This window comes from Streptomyces sp. NBC_00442, from assembly GCF_036014195.1.
In the GTDB taxonomy this organism is placed as follows: domain Bacteria; phylum Actinomycetota; class Actinomycetes; order Streptomycetales; family Streptomycetaceae; genus Streptomyces.
Genome location: NZ_CP107918.1, coordinates 5,106,695 through 5,123,188, shown reverse-complemented (window position 1 = coordinate 5,123,188; position 16,494 = coordinate 5,106,695). Strand labels below are relative to the sequence as shown.

Below are 16,494 nucleotides of genomic sequence, written 5' to 3'. Positions count from 1 at the left end.
CACCTGGCACGGCAGTTCGGCGGGATCCGGCCAGGGGCAAGGGGTGTCGCCGGCCGGCGTCAGGCGTCCCGCCGGATCAGGAGCAGCGCCCGGTCGTCGTTGACGTCCTTGGCCACCGCCTCGATCAGATGCCAGGCCGCGCCGCCGAAGCCCGTGGAGACGTAGCGGTCGGCCTCGCCGGTGAGGCGGTCGATGCCTTCGCTGATGTCGCGTTCCGAGGTTTCCACCAGGCCGTCCGTGAACAGCATGAGGACGTCGCCGGGGGCGAGGGAGCCCTTGGAGGGGTGGAATTCCGCGCCGTCGTAGACGCCGAGCAGGGGCCCCTCGGCGGCCTGTTCCTGCCAGCGGCCGGAGCCCGCGTGGAGCTGGAGCGCCGGGGGGTGTCCCGCGGAGAGGAGTTCGTAGTCGCCGGAGTCGAGGTCGAGCACGAGGTGGATCGCGGTGGCGAAGCCCTCGTCCCAGTCCTGGCGGAGCAGATAGCCGTTGGCGGCGGGCAGGAAGGCGTGCGGGGGCAGCGAGCCGAGCAGGCCGCCGAAGGCGCCCGAGAGCAGCAGGGCGCGCGATCCCGCGTCCATGCCCTTGCCGGACACGTCGGTGAGGACGATCTCCAGGGTGCGGCCTCCGCCGGTGCGCGCGGCGACGACGAAGTCGCCGGAGAAGGACTGGCCGCCCGCGGGGCGCAGCGCCATCTCGCGGTGCCAGCCCTTGGGGAGCTGGGGCAGCGCGCTCTGCACCCGGATGCGTTCGCGCAGGTCGAAGAGCATGGTTCCGCCGCGCCGCCAGGGCACCCCGACCCGCGCCCTGAACTGGGCGATGAGCAGCCCGAACAGGCCGCACGCCGCTACGACGAGGACGATGCCCGGGGTGACCCGGGAGGGCCCCGCGCTGTACGGGCCGAGCCGTACCGACTCCACGATCAGGGCGGTCGCGGCGGCCGCGTACAGGCCGAGCAGGTTGGCGGGTCGCAGCAGGAGGCCGCCCGCCACGATCGGCAGGACGAGGGCGGAGGGCGCGCACCACACCGGGGCGAACAGGGTGGCGCAGGTGATCGCGGGGATGGTGAGGAGCAGCCCGGCCAGGGCGATCCAGTCGGAGCCGTCGCCGCGGAAGTAGTCGACGCCCGATCTGCGCACCGCGGTGCGGACCCGGTGCAGCGCCTTGCGCCACCGGGCGCTGAACGAGTCCGCTCTCATCGCACGTGCCATTGCCGAGGACCCTATCCAGCCGGTGGCGTCGCGCGCAGGTGGCCCCTGACGCGCGACCCGGACGGGCAGCCTGAAATTCGGTCGCCCGTGAGGCGCGTCCCTGTTAGGCATGGCATATGACGATCGAACTGCGCGTGCTGGACCGGGCCGAGTGGGATGAGTGGTACGGCGCCCTCGTGGTCGCCTTCGGCGGGATCCCGGACGACCCCGAAGAGGCCGGCTGGTGGCGCAAGCTGATCGATCCCGAGCGCTCGATCGCCGTGTGGGACGGCTCGACGTGCGTGGCCGCCACCAGCACCTTCCCGTTCCGTCTGAGCGTGCCGGGCGGCGCCGTGGTGCCCGCCGCGGGCGTGACGGCGGTCGGTGTCATGGGCACACACCGCCGGCGCGGCATCCTCACGTCGATGATGCGGCGCCAGCTCGACGACCTGCGCGAGCGGGGCGAGGCGCTGGCCGTCCTGACCGCGTCGGAGCCCGCGATCTACGGGCGGTTCGGGTACGGCATCGGCTCGATGAGCCTGTCCGCCGAGATCGACACGGCCCGGGTCCGCATCGAGCTGCCGCCCGGCGCCGAAGAGGTGAGCCTGCGGTACGCGAAGGTCGACGAGTCGCTGGCCCGCTGCGAGGAGCTGTACGCGCGCCTGGTGCCGCGCCGGCCGGGCATGCTGGCCCGCATTCCGGGCTGGGACCGGCTGAACACGATCGACCCGGAGTCCTATCGGGACGGCGGCTCCCCGCTGCAGTGCGTCCTCGCCGAGCGCGACGGCGAGCTGGCCGGGTACGCCCGCTACCGGGTTGCCATGGAGGCGGAGCCGGGGGGTGTGAAGGGCACGGTGATGCTGAAGGATCTGGAGGCCGAGGATCCGGCGGTGGCCGCGACACTGTGGCGCTATCTGTTCGAGATCGATCTGACGAGCACCCTGAAGATGAAGACCCGGCCGGTCGACGACCCCTTCCAGCACCTGGTGTCCGATGTGCGCCGCTGCGGGATCCGGCTGCGGGACTCGCTGCACGTACGCCTGGTCGAGGTGGGCGCGGCCCTGGAGGCGCGGACGTACGCGGCGCCCGTGGATGTGGTCCTGGAGGTCGAGGACGCGTTCTGTCCGTGGAACGCGGGCCGCTGGCGGCTGACCGGCGACGCGAAGGGGGCGACCTGCGTGCGGACCGAGGACACGGCCGAACTCGCCCTGTCCGTACGGGAGTTGGGCGCGGCCTACCTCGGTGGCGTCACGCTCGCCTCACTGGCGGGGGCGGGCCGGGTGCGCGAGCTTCGGCCCGGGGCGCTCGCCGAGGCCTCGACGGCGTTCGGCAGCGCGCTCGCGCCGTGGCTGCCTCACGGCTTCTGACAGCGGGGGCACCAGAACAGATTGCGGGCGGCGAGGCCGGCGGTGCGGATCTCGGCGCCGCAGAGGTGGCAGGGCATGTTGGCCCTGCGGTAGACGTACACCTCGCCGCCGTGGTCGTCCACGCGCGGCGGGCGGCCCATGGCCTCGGGGGTGTGCTCGGGGCGGACGGTGTCGATGCGGTTGAGCCGGACGCCTTCGCGCATCAGCTCCACCAGGTCGGCCCAGATGGTGTCCCATGCGGCGCGGGTGAGGTCCTTGCCGGGCCGGTAGGGGTCGATGCCGTGCCGGAAGAGGACTTCGGCGCGGTAGACGTTGCCGACGCCCGCGATGATCTTCTGGTCCATGAGCAGGGCGGCGATGGTGGTGCGGCTCTTCGAGATCCGCTGCCAGGCCTTGTCGCCGGTGTCGTCGGGCCGCAGCGGGTCCGGGCCGAGACGGTCGTGTATCGCCTGCTTCTCGCCGTCGGTGATCAGGGCGCAGGTCGTGGGCCCGCGCAGATCGGCGTAGCCGGTGTCGTTCAGCAGGCGCAGCCGGACGGTGTCGGTCGGCGGCGGGGCGGGGGCGTCGCCGAAGCCGTACTTGCCGAACAGGCCGAGGTGGATGTGGACCCAGCCCGAGGGGCCGAAGCCGAGGAAGAGGTGCTTGCCGTGGGCTTCGGCGCCTTCCAGGACCTGGCCGTCGACCAGGGCCGCGCCGTCCGAGAACTTGCCCTGGGGGCTGGACGCGCGCAGCGGCCGGCCGCCGAACCTCAGGTCGTGGTCGGCGGCCAGGCGGTGGATGGTGTGGCCCTCGGGCATGGGCCGCGCTCAGCCCTGCTGTGGGTGGTGGGCCGGGATCTCGGGGAGCTTGCCGGTGGTCTCGTACGCGGTGAGCATCTCGATGCGGCGGGTGTGCCGGGCCTCGCCCGAGTACGGGGTGGCGAGGAAGATCTCGACGAACTTGGTCGCCTCCTCCTCGGTGTGCATCCGGCCGCCGATGGAGATCACGTTGGCGTCGTTGTGCTCGCGGCCGAGCGCCGCGGTCTGCTCGCTCCAGGCCAGTGCGGCGCGGACGCCCTTGACCTTGTTGGCGGCGATCTGCTCGCCGTTGCCGGAGCCGCCGATCACGATGCCGAGGGCGTCCGGGTCCGCGGCCGTCTTCTCGGCGGCGCGCAGGCAGAACGGCGGGTAGTCGTCCTGGGCGTCGTAGATGTGCGGACCGCAGTCCACGGGCTCGTGCCCGTGGGCGGTGAGCCACTCGACGAGGTGGTTCTTGAGTTCGAAGCCGGCATGGTCGGAGCCGAGGTACACGCGCATGTACCGAGTGTGGCATGCGCGGCGCTGGGCAGGGCTGAGCGGGGTGGAGTCCATGGTCCCGGTCGCCGGGGACCTTCGGCCCCGTCTAACGATCCGGATTCAGGCCTTCCGTCCCGAAGCGGTCCAGGTTTGAATACCCGGGCTCGCAACCCGAGTGCTCCGAAGACTTAAGGAAGCGTCCATGACCTCGCAACCGTCCCTTGCGAAGGAAGACCGCGTGCCCGGTGAACCCGGGGATTCGCAGGTTCCCGACAGCGGCCTGAAGGCCGGCCTCAAGAACCGTCATCTGTCCATGATCGCCATCGGTGGCGTGATCGGCGCCGGCCTGTTCGTGGGCTCAGGCTCCGGCATCGCCGCGGCCGGGCCCGCCATTCTGCTCTCGTACGCGCTCGTCGGCGTGATGGTCGTCTTCGTGATGCGGATGCTGGGCGAGATGGCCGCCGCGCGCCCCTCGTCGGGCTCGTTCTCCGCGTACGCGGACCGCGCGCTCGGCCGCTGGGCCGGGTTCTCGATCGGCTGGCTCTACTGGTTCTTCTGGGTCGTGGTCCTCGCGGTCGAGGGCACGGCCGGCGCCAAGATCCTGCACGACTGGGTGCCGGGGGTCCCGCAGTGGGGCTGGGCGCTGATAGTGATGCTGGTCCTGACCGCGAGCAACCTGGCCTCGGTCTCCTCCTACGGCGAGTTCGAGTTCTGGTTCGCGGGGATCAAGGTCGTCGCGATCGGCGCCTTCGTGATCGTCGGGCTGCTCGCCGTCTTCGGCGTGCTGCCGGGCTCCGACAATCCGGGGGCCGGCTTCGCTCACCTCAGTGACGCGGGCGGGTTCTTCCCCAAGGGCTACGGCGCCATCCTCACCGGTGTGCTGATGGTCGTGTTCTCGTTCATGGGCTCCGAGATCGTCACCCTGGCGGCCGGCGAGTCCGAGAACCCGCGCCGGGCCGTGACGAAGGCGACCAACAGCGTGATCTGGCGGATCGCGGTCTTCTACCTCGGTTCGATCTTCGTGGTGCTCACGCTCCTGAAGTGGAGCGACCCCTCGATCGTCGCGGACGGCTCGTACGTCGCCGCCCTGAAGACGATCGGCATCCCGCACGCCGACCAGATCATGAACGTGATCGTCCTGACGGCGGTCCTGTCCTGCCTCAACTCCGGCCTCTACACGGCGTCCCGGATGGCGTTCTCGCTCGGTGAGCGCGGTGACGCGCCGAAGGCCTTCGCCCGCACCAACAAGCGGGGCGTGCCGCAGATCGCGATCCTGTCGTCGGTCGTCTTCGGCTTCGTGGCGGTCTTCTTCAACTACAAGTGGCCGGACACCGTCTTCGCGTTCCTCCTGAACTCCTCGGGCGCGGTCGCCCTGTTCGTGTGGCTGGTGATCTGCTGCACCCAGCTGCGGATGCGCGGGATCATCCTGCGCGAACAGCCCGAGAAGCTGACGGTGAAGATGTGGGGCTTCCCCTATCTCACCTGGCTGACGATCGGAATGATCTCCTTCGTCCTCGTCTACATGCTGTTCGACAAGTCGGGGCGCGAGCAGGTGCTGCTCTCCCTGCTCGTCGCGGCGATCGTCATCGTGATCGCTCTGGTGAAGCAGAAGGTCCTCGCCCGGCGCGCCCCCGCCTACGGCGGCACGAAGGACGACGTCACGGTGGCATAGCCGTCACGGGCGGCGCGCCGCGTCTCCCGCCCCGGCGTCGCGCGGACCGGTCCTCCCGGCAGGGGGGTCGGTCCGCCGTGCTGCCGGGGCTACAGGCGTGAGGTGTCCAGGGCCGGGTACGGGGCGGGCAGCGGGAACGTGCCGCCGAGCTCGGTGACCGTCGTCGTCCGGTAGTGGCTCTTGGTGGGCTGCTTCTTGTCCGGCACCGGCTCGGAGTGGACGTACACCTTGCGTTCGTAGCGATGCACGATCACGTACAGCGGGACCCCGGCGGCGGCGTAACTGCGGTATTTGGGCCCGGTGTCGGTCTCGTGATTGGTCGAGGTGACCTCACCCGCGAGGTGCAGCAGCTCGATCGGGTACCAGCCCCGGTTGGTCCTGCGGTACGCCTCGTCCAGATCGCTCGGTTCGCGCCGCATGACGTAGAAGTCGGGGACGAGCAGGCTCAGCGTCTTCTCGGCCGTCACACCGGTGCGGTAGCCGTTGCCGATGCCGGCGTGTTCCCACCCGGCCATGGTGAGCTGAACGCACAGCTTGTAAGCCGCGCGGTTGTGGTTGTGGTCGGGCTGAGGCGGCACAATCACCATTCCCTCGACGTACTCGGCCCGAATCGGCTCTTTGGAAGCCTTCTCGAACTCGATCAACAGGTCGATGGGGTCCTGTGCCTCGTTCACCGGCTCGGTGATGGGGTCGGCGCTCATGCTGGCGTTCCTCCCTCGTCGCTGGTGTCAGGCTACGCCCGGTGGGCGGCCCCGAGCAGGAGCGTGGTGGAGGTAATGGCCCCTCCGCCACGGCCATGGGAGACGTTCACCCGTTCGGGGAGCGGAGGATCCTTCCTGCGCACAGGGGGCGGAACACGAAGGGCCCGGCGCGAGCCGGGCCCTTCTTCTTCGGTGTGGTGCGTGGCGGGGTTCAGCCGCGGCGGCCGAGCAGCTTCCACGCGGCCGGGAGCAGGCCCATCGCCAGGGCGGCCTTCAGCGCGTCGCCGATCAGGAACGGGGTGAGGCCGGCCGCGACCGCGGCGGTCAGGGACATGCCGGTGGAGGCGGCGAGGTAGGGCACGCCCACCGCGTAGATGATCGCCGAGCCGAGCACCATCGTGCCCGCGGTGCGCGGCACCGAGCGGTCGGCGCCGCGCCGGGCGAGGGCGCCGACCACGGTGGAGGCGAGCAGCATGCCGAGTACGTAGCCGAACGAGGCGCCGCCCGCGCCCGAGGTGCCGCTCGCGAACCACGGCATGCCGGCCATGCCGACCAGGGCGTACAGCGCGAGCGAGAGGAAGCCGCGGCCGGCGCCGAGGCCCGCGCCGACGAGCAGCGCGGCGAAGGTCTGGCCGGTGACCGGGACGGGCGAGCCCGGGACCTGCACGGCGATCTGGGCTGCGAGTCCGGTCAGCGCGGCGCCGCCGACGACGAGCGCGACGTCCCGGGTGCGGGAGGAGGGCAGCAGGTCGGCGAGGACCGATCCGGTACGGGGGGCGGCGGCGGACGCAGTGCTCATCGGAACTCCGGCAGGTGGTGGGGACAGCGGGACGTGCTGGGGACACGGTGACGTTAGCCCACGGAATCTCGCTGGATCACCAGCAGCCGCCCACAAAGCGGGTGTTGGAGCCTTGGTCGGGTCCGGACAAAGGAGGGGGTTCGGGCGCCGGACGGCGTGACCCGCGTCACTACGACTGTGGGGCCGACTGCCCCTTTTGCGCCAGGAGGCACTGCTGGGCGAGACTGTAGGTTCCCCATAAACCGAACGTGACGAGCGCCATGCACGATCCCCTGCCCGCCGAACCCCTCTCGCACGGGCTGAAGCAGCGCCATCTGACCATGCTCGGCCTCGGCGGGGTGATCGGCGCGGGGCTCTTCGTGGGGTCGGGCGCCGGTATCGCGGTGGCCGGGCCCGGCATCATCGTGTCGTATCTGATCGCGGGTGCCATCGCGATGCTGGTGATGCGGATGCTGGGCGAGATGTCGGCCGCGATGCCGGCGTCGGGTTCGTTCTCGGTGCACGCGGAGCGGGCGCTGGGCCGCTGGGCGGGGTTCAGCGTGGGCTGGCTCTACTGGTTCCTGCTGGTCGTCGTGCTCGCCGTGGAGGCCACCGGCGCCGCGAAGATCGCGAACGGGTGGGCGCCGGGGGTGCCGCAGTGGGCCTGGGTGCTGATCTTCATGGTGGTGTTCACGGCCGCCAATCTGGCCTCGGTGAAGAACTTCGGCGAGTTCGAGTTCTGGTTCGCCGCTCTGAAGATCTTCGCGATCGTCGCGTTCCTGGCGCTCGGGCTTCTCGCGATCTTCGGAGTGCTGCCCGACACGTCGGCGGTGGGCCTGTCCAACCTGACCGGGCAGGGCGGCTTCCTGCCCGCCGGGGTGAGCGGGGTGGTCTCCGGGGTGCTCGCGGTGATCTTCGCCTTCGGCGGTCTTGAGGTCGTCACGATCGCCGCCGCCGAGTCCGACGACCCGGTGCGGGCGGTCGGGCGCGCGGTGCGCAGCGCGGTGTGGCGCATCCTCTTCTTCTACGTGGGCTCGATGCTGGTCATCGTGACGCTGCTGCCGTGGACGTCGATGACGCCGGGCCGGAGCCCGTACGTGGCGGTCCTGGACTCGATCGGCATCCCCTCGGCCGGCCGGATCATGAACATCGTGGTGTTCGTGGCACTGCTGTCCGCCCTGAACGCCAACCTGTACGGCTCCTCGCGCATGATCTTCTCGCTGGCCGAGCGGGGCGAGGCGCCCAAGGGCCTGCTGAAGGTGGCGGGCGGCGGGGTGCCGCGCCGTGCGGTGCTCGCGTCGGTGGCCTTCGGGTTCGTCTCGGTCCTGCTGAACCTGAAGTGGCCGGACTCGGTGTTCCTCTACATGCTCAACGCGGTGGGCGCGGTGCTCCTGTTCGTGTGGGCGCTGATCGCCCTGTCGCAGCTGCGGCTGCGCCGCCGCATCGAACGCGAGGCGCCCGAGACGCTGACGCTGAGGATGTGGGCCTTCCCCTACCTCACCTGGGCGGCGCTCGCCGCGATGGCCGCGGTGCTCGTCCTGATGCTGTTCGACGCCTCGGCCCGTCCGCAGGTGCTGTGGTCGGCGGGGGCGACCGCGGTGGTTCTCGCGGTGGCAGGGGTACGGGAGTTGCGCACGCGCCGCGTGTGAAGCTGGCGTAAACAAAACGCACGGGGCCCTTCACTCTGTGTGAGTCGAGTGTCCGCATAGCGGTCGGGTGTTCCCTCTGAGCGGGGCCGCCCTGAGACTGTGGGCCCGTGCCGCCGCCCCGGTGGATCAGCTACTGAACAGGGCATGCCCATGTCTCGGACAACCGCGCCCGTGCAGGACGACAGCCGGCAGAAGACCGACTCTCCCCTCACGCACGGCCTCAAGCAGCGCCACCTCTCGATGATCGCCCTCGGCGGCGTCATCGGCGCGGGTCTCTTCGTCGGTTCCGGCACGGCGATCGCCGCGGCCGGACCGTCGATCGTTCTCGCTTACGCGATATCGGGCGCCCTGGTCATGCTCGTCATGCGCATGCTGGGCGAGATGTCGGCGGCCAATCCCGCGTCCGGGTCCTTCTCGGTCCACGCCGAGCGGGCGATGGGGCCGTGGGCGGGGTTCACCGCGGGCTGGGCCTTCTGGTTCCTGCTGTGCGTGGCCGTCGGCCTCGAAGGCATCGGCGCCGCGGGCATCGTGCACGGCTGGCTGCCGGGCGTCCCGGAGTGGGCCCTGGTCGCCGTGTTCATGCTGGTGTTCTGCGGCACCAATCTGGCGGCCGTGAAGAACTTCGGCGAGTTCGAGTTCTGGTTCGCCGCGCTGAAGATCGGCGCGATCGTCCTGTTCCTGGCCATCGGCGTCCTCGCGATCGTCGGCGTGCTGCCGGACACGAGCGCCCCGGGCCTGACCAACCTCACCGGCCACGGCGGGTTCATGCCCAACGGCAGCGAGGGCCTCATCGTCGGACTGCTCGCCTCCGTCTTCGCGTACGGCGGCCTGGAGACGGTCACGATCGCCGCGGCCGAGTCCGAACACCCCGTCCAGGGCGTCGCGAAGGCCGTGCGCACCGCGATGTGGCGGATCGCGATCTTCTACGTCGGCTCGATGGCGGTCGTCGTGACGCTGCTGCCGTGGACCGGCAAGGACATCGTCGGCAAGGGCCCCTACGTCGCGACCCTCGACCGGCTCGGCATCCCGCACGCCGGCGACATCATGAACGTCGTGATCCTGGTCGCCCTGCTCTCGGCGATGAACGCCAACATCTACGGTGCGTCCCGCATGGCCGGTTCGCTCGTCTCGCGCGGCCAGGGACCGAAGGTGCTCGGGAAGATCTCCGGCGGGGTGCCGCGCGTCGCGGTCCTCACCTCCTCCGTGTTCGGCTTCGTGTGCGTGCTGCTCAGTTACTGGCGCCCCAACGACATCTTCCAGTGGCTCCTGAACACGATCGGCGCGATCATCCTGGTCGTCTGGTTCTTCATCGCCGCCTCGCAGTTGCTGCTGCGCCGCCGCACCGAGCGCGAGGCCCCGGAGAAGCTCGTCGTGAAGATGTGGCTGTACCCGTGGCTCACCTGGATCGCGCTGCTCGGCATGGCCGTGGTCTTCGTCCTGATGGCCCGCGAGGACGGCACGCGCGTCCAGCTGTACTACACCGGTGGCCTCACGCTGGTGCTCGCGATCGTCGGTTACATCCGCCAGCGCACGTCGCCGCGGACGCCGATCGACGCCTGACCACGCGCCGTTCCTCTGCCAACTGTCCTGCGTCCCCGGGCCCTACGCCCGGGGACGCAGGGCTTTTCGCTGAGGTCACCCTTACCTGCGAACCCGCATTGCTGCTGGTAGCGTGCACTTGCACATCAATTGCAATAAGCATTTGCAGTGAGCAGTCGGAGGGCTCGGACATGGCCATTTACACGCTTCCTGAACTTCCGTACGACTACGCGGCGCTCGAACCCGTCATCAGTCCGGAGATCATCGAGCTGCACCACGACAAGCACCACGCGGCGTACGTGAAGGGCGCGAACGACACCCTTGAGCAGCTCGCGGAGGCGCGCGACAAGGACGCCTGGGGCTCGATCAACGGCCTGGAGAAGAACCTCGCGTTCCACCTCTCCGGCCACATCCTGCACTCGATCTACTGGCACAACATGACGGGCGACGGCGGCGGCGAGCCCCTGGAGAAGGACGGCACCGGCGAGCTGGCCGACGCCATCGCCGACTCCTTCGGTTCCTTCGCCAAGTTCAAGGCCCAGCTGACCAAGGCCGCGGCGACGACGCAGGGTTCGGGCTGGGGCGTCCTCGCCTACGAGCCGGTCAGCGGTCGCCTCGTGGTCGAGCAGATCTACGACCACCAGGGCAACGTGGGGCAGGGCTCGACGCCGGTCCTGGTCTTCGACGCCTGGGAGCACGCCTTCTATCTCCAGTACAAGAACCAGAAGGTCGACTTCATCGAGGCCATGTGGCGGGTCGTCAACTGGCAGGACGTGGCGCGGCGTTACGTCGCCGCCAAGCAGGCCGGCAACAACCTGATCCTGGCCCCGTAGCACCGCGCGCCGCTCTCGGCGCGACCCGGCGTCCTGCTCGTGATCGTCTTCTCAACCTTCACGTGCGGGCGGATGGAAACGGCCGGCCCCCGCGAGGACGTGACTCGCGGGGGCCGGCCGCGCACGGCTCCTGGGCGCATCCCCAGGAACCCCGGCTGCGGACCGTGCACGGCTGAGCACGCAGTTCCTCGCGCCCCCTGGCCCACTCGGTACCGGCCCCCGCACGGGCATAGTCAGCCCGTCATGGGGGTGCCCCCTGGCCCTTGAGGCCTTGAGGGAGCTTGAGGACGAGCGCCCTTCAGGCGCGAACCGGGGTCTGGGGCGGAGCCCCAGGAACCCCGGCTGCCGGTCAGAGGTTGCTGAAGTCCGGGCCCACCGTGCGGCTGCGCTTGATCTCGTAGAAACCCGGCGTCGCGGCGACGAGCAGCGTGCCGTCCCAGAGCTTGGCCGCGGCCTCGCCCTGGGGGGCGGGGGTGACGACGGGGCCGAAGAAGGCGATCTGCTCGCCGTCGGCGCCCGGCACCGCGATGACCGGCGTGCCCACGTCCTGGCCGACCATCTCGATGCCCTTCTTGTGCGAGGCACGCAGCTGGGTGTCGTAGGTGTCCCGGTCGATGTAGTCGATGAGGTCCGCGGGCAGGTCCACGTCCTTGAGCGCGGCGGCGACGGCCTCGCGGGTCACGCCGAGGCCCTCGTTGTGGAAGCGGGTGCCGAGCGCGGTGTAGAGCGGGCCGACGACGTCGTCGCCGTGCAGCTCGCGCGCCGCGGCGACCACGCGCACGGGGCCCCACGCCTTGCCGCCGGGCCGCATGTTCTCGGCGTACTCGGCGGGCAGGTCGTCGAGGCGGTCCTCGTTCAGGACGGCGAGGCTCATCACGTGCCAGTGCACCTCGACGTCGCGGACCTTCTCGACCTCCAGCATCCAGCGCGAGGTCATCCAGGCCCAGGGGCACAGCGGGTCGAACCAGAAGTCGACGGGGGTCTTGGCGGTCTCGGACATGTCTCTCCTCGGGCAACTGCGGCAAGGGCGGGCCAAACAGACCTCTGTACGGGCGAACACCGGCACCCGCCGAAAGCATTCCGCCCCGGCCCCGTTCGGCCGGTCTTCTTTCCGCTCGGCCGCCGCCTGCCCGGCATGGGAGGATCGAAGCCGTTCGAACGAGACACAAAGGAGTGCCCGTGCCCGGTGAGAATCTGTCCCGCGACGAGGCCCGTGAGCGGGCCGAGCTGCTGTCCGTCGAGGGCTACGACGTCTCTCTCGACCTGCGGTCCGCGGTCGGGGACGCCCCGGACGGGCCCCGCACGTTCCGGTCCCTGACCACGATCCGCTTCCGCTCGGCCCGCCCCGGCGCGTCGACGTTCGCCGACCTCATCGCCCCGTCGGTGACGTCGGTGACACTCAACGGCCGCGTGCTCGACCCGGCCAAGGTGTTCGACGGCAACCGGATCGCCCTGGACGACCTGGCCGCCGACAACGTCCTCGTCGTGGACGCGCAGTGCGCCTACAGCCGCACCGGCGAGGGCATGCACCGCTTCGTCGACCCCGAGGACGGCGAGGTCTACCTCTACACGCAGTACGAGCCCGCCGACTCGCGCCGGGTGTTCGCCAACTTCGAGCAGCCCGACCTCAAGGCCCGGTTCACCTTCGAGGCACAGGCCCCCGAGGGCTGGACGGTGTGGTCCAACGGCGCGGGCGGCCAGGAGGCCGACCGTGTGTGGCGCTTCGCCGCGACCGAGCCGATCTCGACGTACATCACCTGCGTGGTCGCGGGCCCGTACCACTACGTGACCGACTCCTACACGCGCGCCTTCGACGACGGCAGCACGCTGGAGATCCCGCTCGGCGCGATGTGCCGCAAGGGTCTCGCCAAGCACTTCGACGCGGACGACATCTTCCTGGTCACCAAGCAGGGCCTGGACTTCTTCCACGACAACTTCGACTTCCCCTACCCGTTCGGGAAGTACGACCAGGCGTTCGTGCCGGAGTACAACCTGGGCGCGATGGAGAACCCGGGCCTGGTGACCTTCCGCGAGGAGTACATCTACCGCGGCAAGGTGACCCGGGCCTCCTACGAGCGCCGGGCCAACGTCATCCTGCACGAGATGGCGCACATGTGGTTCGGCGACCTGGTCACCATGGTGTGGTGGGACGACCTGTGGCTGAAGGAGTCCTTCGCCGACTTCATGGGCTCGTTCTCGCTGGCCGAGGCCACCCGTTTCACCAACAGCTGGGTGACGTTCGCCAACGGCCGCAAGGCGTGGGCCTACCGGGCCGACCAGCTGCCGTCCACGCACCCGATCACGGCCGACATCCGTGACCTGGAGGACGCCAAGCTCAACTTCGACGGGATCACGTACGCCAAGGGCGCCTCGGTGCTCAAGCAGCTCGTGGCCTACGTCGGCCGGGAGGACTTCCTCGAAGGCGCCCGGCGCTACTTCAAGCGGCACGCCTACGGCAACACCCGCCTCGGCGACCTGCTCTCGGTCCTCGAAGAGGTCTCCGGGCGCGACATGGCGACCTGGTCGCGCTCCTGGCTTCAGACGGCGGGCGTCAACTCCCTTACACCGGTGGCCACTTATGACGCCGGGGACCGGATCACGGAGCTCGCCGTGGTGCAGGAGGCGGCCGCCTCGCACCCGGAGCTGCGTCCGCACCGGGTCGCGGTGGGCCTGTACCGCAACGAGGCGGGCGCGCTGGTGCGGTACGCCCGCGCCGAGGCCGACGTCGAGGGCCCGCGCACCGTGATCACCGAGCTGGCCGGGGCCGAGCGCCCCGACCTCGTCCTGGTCAACGACGACGACCTGACCTACTGCAAGATCCGCTTCGACGAGGGCTCGCTCACCACGCTCCGCGCCCACCTCGGCGACATGACCGACCCCCTGGCGCGCGCCCTGTGCTGGTCGGCGCTGTGGAACCTGACGCGGGACGGGCTCATGCCGGCGCGTGACTTCGTCGCGCTGGTCCTCGCGCACGCGGGCCGCGAGTCGGACATCGGCGTGCTCCAGATGCTGCACTCCTGGGCCCGGTCGGCGGTCGTGCACTACGCGGCGCCGTCCTGGCGCGCCGAGGGCGGGCCGCTGCTGTCCGCGGGCGCCCTGCACGAGCTGCGCCTCGCCGAGCCGGGCAGCGAGCACCAGCTCACCTGGGCCCGCTTCTTCGCCGCGAGCGCCACCTCCGGCTCCGACTTCCAGCTCCTCCAGGGGCTGCTCGCCGGTTCGGCGAAGATCGACGGTCTTGAGGTGGACCAGGAGCTGCGCTGGGCGCTCCTGGAACCGCTGGCCGCGCACGGTGTCGTCGACGAGAGCGCCATCGACGCCGAGCTGGCCCGCGACGACACCGCGTCCGGCAAGCGCCACCACGTGCGCTGCCTGGCCGCGCGCCCCTCGGCGGCGGTCAAGGCGCAGGCCTGGGCGCAGGTCGTGGAGTCGGACCAGCTGTCCAACGCGCTGGTGGAGGCGACGATTTCGGGGTTCGGCCAGCCCTCGCAGCGCGAGCTGACCGCTCCGTACGCCGCGCGGTACTTCGAGGTGATCGAGCGGGTCTGGGCCGAGCGTTCGATCCAGATCGGGATGGACATCGTGAAGGGCCTGTTCCCCGGGCTCCAGGGCGACGAGGCCACGCTGGAGGCGACCGACGCGTGGCTCGCCGCGCACGAGGGCGCCGCTCCGGCGCTGCGCCGGCTCGTTCTCGAAGCCCGCGACGACCTGGCGCGCACCCTGCGCGGCCAGGTCTGCGACGCGGCGGCCGCCGCCCGCTGACGCCCGTTCGGGGGCCCGGTCGCCGGGCCCCCTGATCGGCACTCGAACGCCCGTACTTTAGGACGGGGTTGTCCGGATTTGTCGACGGGCTTGTAACAGCGGTTAGCCGGCGGTCCGGGTGCGGAAAACCCTGCGGCATGAACCACAACACCCCGCTCTCCCCCCGCCCCCTGAGCCACCTCACCGACGTCCAGCGGCGCGTGCTCTCCGCCAACCAGCTGCGCGCCCACGGGGTTTCGGCCGCGCGCGCCGCCGCCCAGTGCCGGCCCGGCGGCCCCTGGCAGCAGCTTCTGCCGGGCGTGTACGTCCTGCATCCGGGGCCCGCCACCAGCGAGGAGCGCCTCCACGCGGCGCTGCTGTACGCGGGCTGGCCGGCCTCCGGGCGCGCCAAGTCCATTCCGGCACAGGGCCAGGCCCACTCCGAGCCGCCGGCGGCGATCGTGACGGGGCTCGCGGCGCTCGCGCTGCACCGGTTCTCCTGTGCTCCCCCCCTGCTCTCCCTCGACCGGATCGACATCCTGGTGCCGCGCACCCGGCGGCTGCGCTCCACAGGCTGCGTCCAGCTGGTGCGGGCCCAGGCGATGCCCGGCGCGGAGATGATCGCGGGGGTGCCGGTGGCGCCGGTGCCTCGGGCGCTCGCCGACGCGGTCGCGGTCCTGGACGACGCCGAGTCCGTACGCCGGCTGCTCACCGAGGCGGTGCGCTGCGGCCACACCGAACCGGCTGCGGTCGTACGGGAGTTGACGCAGGCGCGCCTGCTGACCCGGGCCCATGTGGTGGACGCGGTGGACGCGCTGCTCGCCGAGGGCCGCTCCATCGCCGAGGACCGGCTGTACGCCATGGTGAGCGGGTTCGGCCTGCCCGCCCCGCTGTGGAACGTGGACCTGCGACTGCCGGGCGGCCCGCACCTGGGCGGCCTCGACGCGTACTGGCCCGAGCAGGGGGTGGCGCTCGAACTGGACACCCGGGCGCCGCGGCAGGGCGGTGAGGAGGAAGCCGCGCTGTGGTCGGAGTGCAGCCGTAAGCGCGAGGCCCTTGAGCGGCTCGGGATCACCGTCGTACACATCACGCCGAAGAAGCTCCGCGAGGCCCTTGAGCAGCAGGCCACGGTGGTGCGCACCGCCCTGATGGCGTCCGCCGAACGGGAGCCCGCCGCCTATGTGGTGGTCCTGCCGCGCTGACGCCGGTCGCGGGCGGCGGGCCTTCGGGAGGGGAACGGCCCGCCGCCGGCGACCGGAAGGCCCGGCTCAGTCCGCGGCCTGGTGGTGCGCCTTGCCCGTAGGAGGTCTGGTGCGCCACAACTCAAGCCCCACGTCGACGAGTTCGACGCGTTCAAGGTCTTCGACGCGCTCCAGGGGGTGCCAGGCGGCCAGGTCGGTGGACCCGTTGGTCTCGTGGCGGAGTTCGCCCCCGGTGATCCGGCCCTCGTACACGATGCGCAGCCCCTGGAAGTCGGCGAAGCGGCCGAGCTTGCGCGGATAGCGCCGGTTGATGGAGTCGATGCCGAGCAGCCGGACCGGTTCGACGGCGTAGCCCGTCTCCTCGTCGAGCTCGCGCACCACGGTCTCCAGGGGGTCCTCGCCGTGGTCCATGCCGCCGCCCGGCAGCGTCCACCGCTTGGTGCCGTCCCTGGCCACCCAGCGCGCGAGCAGGAGCTCGTGGACGCCGTCCGTTTCCCGTACGCATATGGCGTAGGCCGCCACCCGCAACTCCGTGTTCATTGGGTGAGATTACGGGT

Annotated in this window: 14 protein-coding genes; 7 read left to right on the top strand and 7 right to left on the bottom strand. The window is 70.8% G+C overall.

The window, feature by feature from the left end:
• Positions 1-59 precede the first annotated feature (59 nt).
• Positions 60-1,205: a PP2C family protein-serine/threonine phosphatase gene (locus tag OG432_RS22845; RefSeq protein ID WP_328312817.1), complete on the bottom strand. Its 1,146-nt coding sequence runs from the start codon at positions 1,203-1,205 to the stop codon at positions 60-62.
• Between the two features lie 116 nt (positions 1,206-1,321).
• Between OG432_RS22845 and OG432_RS22840 the strand changes: the two genes are divergently transcribed.
• Positions 1,322-2,551: a GNAT family N-acetyltransferase gene (locus OG432_RS22840; RefSeq protein WP_328312816.1), complete on the top strand. Its 1,230-nt coding sequence runs from the start codon at positions 1,322-1,324 to the stop codon at positions 2,549-2,551.
• Here the strand turns inward: OG432_RS22840 and OG432_RS22835 are convergent.
• Both OG432_RS22835 and OG432_RS22830 read right to left on the bottom strand, forming a co-directional pair.
• Positions 2,539-3,348: an Fpg/Nei family DNA glycosylase gene (locus tag OG432_RS22835; protein WP_328312815.1), complete on the bottom strand. Its 810-nt coding sequence runs from the start codon at positions 3,346-3,348 to the stop codon at positions 2,539-2,541. The two genes, OG432_RS22840 and OG432_RS22835, sit on opposite strands and share 13 nt — an antisense overlap.
• A gap of 9 nt (positions 3,349-3,357) precedes the next feature.
• Positions 3,358-3,846, bottom strand: a complete 489-nt coding sequence (locus OG432_RS22830) for a ribose-5-phosphate isomerase (protein WP_328312814.1) — start codon at positions 3,844-3,846, stop codon at positions 3,358-3,360.
• A 181-nt stretch (positions 3,847-4,027) separates the two neighbouring features.
• Between OG432_RS22830 and OG432_RS22825 the strand changes: the two genes are divergently transcribed.
• The gene (locus tag OG432_RS22825) at positions 4,028-5,497 is read left to right on the top strand and encodes an amino acid permease (protein WP_328312813.1); all 1,470 of its coding nucleotides are present in this window, start codon (positions 4,028-4,030) and stop codon (positions 5,495-5,497) included.
• Positions 5,498-5,586: 89 nt separating this feature from the next.
• Here OG432_RS22825 and OG432_RS22820 read toward each other — a convergent pair whose 3' ends face one another.
• Positions 5,587-6,198, bottom strand: a complete 612-nt coding sequence (locus OG432_RS22820) for a Uma2 family endonuclease (RefSeq protein WP_328312812.1) — start codon at positions 6,196-6,198, stop codon at positions 5,587-5,589.
• Positions 6,199-6,409: 211 nt separating this feature from the next.
• Positions 6,410-6,997 (bottom strand): biotin transporter BioY, encoded by a 588-nt coding sequence (locus tag OG432_RS22815; protein WP_328312811.1) that lies wholly within the window; start codon positions 6,995-6,997, stop codon positions 6,410-6,412.
• A 260-nt stretch (positions 6,998-7,257) separates the two neighbouring features.
• Here OG432_RS22815 and OG432_RS22810 point away from each other — a divergent pair, with 260 nt between their 5' ends.
• The 3 genes from OG432_RS22810 (at position 7,258) to OG432_RS22800 (ending at position 10,997) form a co-directional block, all read left to right on the top strand.
• Positions 7,258-8,625, top strand: a complete 1,368-nt coding sequence (locus OG432_RS22810; RefSeq protein WP_328315205.1) for an amino acid permease — start codon at positions 7,258-7,260, stop codon at positions 8,623-8,625.
• A 150-nt stretch (positions 8,626-8,775) separates the two neighbouring features.
• Positions 8,776-10,185, top strand: a complete 1,410-nt coding sequence (locus OG432_RS22805) for an amino acid permease (RefSeq protein ID WP_328312810.1) — start codon at positions 8,776-8,778, stop codon at positions 10,183-10,185.
• 170 nt (positions 10,186-10,355) lie between these two features.
• Entirely contained in the window at positions 10,356-10,997 is a 642-nt protein-coding gene (locus tag OG432_RS22800) for a superoxide dismutase (RefSeq protein ID WP_328312809.1), read from the top strand.
• Between the two features lie 349 nt (positions 10,998-11,346).
• Here the strand turns inward: OG432_RS22800 and OG432_RS22795 are convergent, their stop codons facing one another.
• A complete protein-coding gene (locus OG432_RS22795; RefSeq protein WP_328312808.1) occupies positions 11,347-11,997 on the bottom strand; it encodes a DsbA family protein in 651 nt (216 codons plus the stop codon).
• Between the two features lie 179 nt (positions 11,998-12,176).
• On the opposite strand from OG432_RS22795, the gene pepN reads away from it, so the two are divergent.
• Together pepN and OG432_RS22785 are read left to right on the top strand one after the other, a co-directional pair.
• The gene (gene pepN, locus OG432_RS22790; RefSeq protein ID WP_328312807.1) at positions 12,177-14,756 is read left to right on the top strand and encodes an aminopeptidase N; all 2,580 of its coding nucleotides are present in this window, start codon (positions 12,177-12,179) and stop codon (positions 14,754-14,756) included.
• A gap of 137 nt (positions 14,757-14,893) precedes the next feature.
• On the top strand, positions 14,894-15,937 hold the full coding sequence (locus tag OG432_RS22785; protein WP_328312806.1) for a hypothetical protein: 1,044 nt from the start codon (positions 14,894-14,896) through the stop codon (positions 15,935-15,937).
• Between the two features lie 66 nt (positions 15,938-16,003).
• On the opposite strand, the gene OG432_RS22780 is transcribed toward OG432_RS22785, so the two are convergent.
• Positions 16,004-16,477, bottom strand: a complete 474-nt coding sequence (locus OG432_RS22780; protein WP_328312805.1) for an NUDIX hydrolase — start codon at positions 16,475-16,477, stop codon at positions 16,004-16,006.
• Positions 16,478-16,494 lie beyond the last annotated feature (17 nt).

Excerpts from the sequence above, each read along its gene's own strand:
- OG432_RS22845 (WP_328312817.1), bottom strand. The coding sequence starts at position 1,205 with ATGGCACGTGCGATGAGAGCGGACTCGTTCAGCGCCCGGTGGCGCAAG.
- OG432_RS22840 (WP_328312816.1), top strand. The coding sequence starts at position 1,322 with ATGACGATCGAACTGCGCGTGCTGGACCGGGCCGAGTGGGATGAGTGG.
- OG432_RS22835 (WP_328312815.1), bottom strand. The coding sequence starts at position 3,348 with ATGCCCGAGGGCCACACCATCCACCGCCTGGCCGCCGACCACGACCTG.
- OG432_RS22830 (WP_328312814.1), bottom strand. The coding sequence starts at position 3,846 with ATGCGCGTGTACCTCGGCTCCGACCATGCCGGCTTCGAACTCAAGAAC.
- OG432_RS22825 (WP_328312813.1), top strand. The coding sequence starts at position 4,028 with ATGACCTCGCAACCGTCCCTTGCGAAGGAAGACCGCGTGCCCGGTGAA.
- OG432_RS22820 (WP_328312812.1), bottom strand. The coding sequence starts at position 6,198 with ATGAGCGCCGACCCCATCACCGAGCCGGTGAACGAGGCACAGGACCCC.
- OG432_RS22815 (WP_328312811.1), bottom strand. The coding sequence starts at position 6,997 with ATGAGCACTGCGTCCGCCGCCGCCCCCCGTACCGGATCGGTCCTCGCC.
- OG432_RS22810 (WP_328315205.1), top strand. The coding sequence starts at position 7,258 with ATGCACGATCCCCTGCCCGCCGAACCCCTCTCGCACGGGCTGAAGCAG.
- OG432_RS22805 (WP_328312810.1), top strand. The coding sequence starts at position 8,776 with ATGTCTCGGACAACCGCGCCCGTGCAGGACGACAGCCGGCAGAAGACC.
- OG432_RS22800 (WP_328312809.1), top strand. The coding sequence starts at position 10,356 with ATGGCCATTTACACGCTTCCTGAACTTCCGTACGACTACGCGGCGCTC.
- OG432_RS22795 (WP_328312808.1), bottom strand. The coding sequence starts at position 11,997 with ATGTCCGAGACCGCCAAGACCCCCGTCGACTTCTGGTTCGACCCGCTG.
- OG432_RS22785 (WP_328312806.1), top strand. The coding sequence starts at position 14,894 with ATGAACCACAACACCCCGCTCTCCCCCCGCCCCCTGAGCCACCTCACC.
- OG432_RS22780 (WP_328312805.1), bottom strand. The coding sequence starts at position 16,477 with ATGAACACGGAGTTGCGGGTGGCGGCCTACGCCATATGCGTACGGGAA.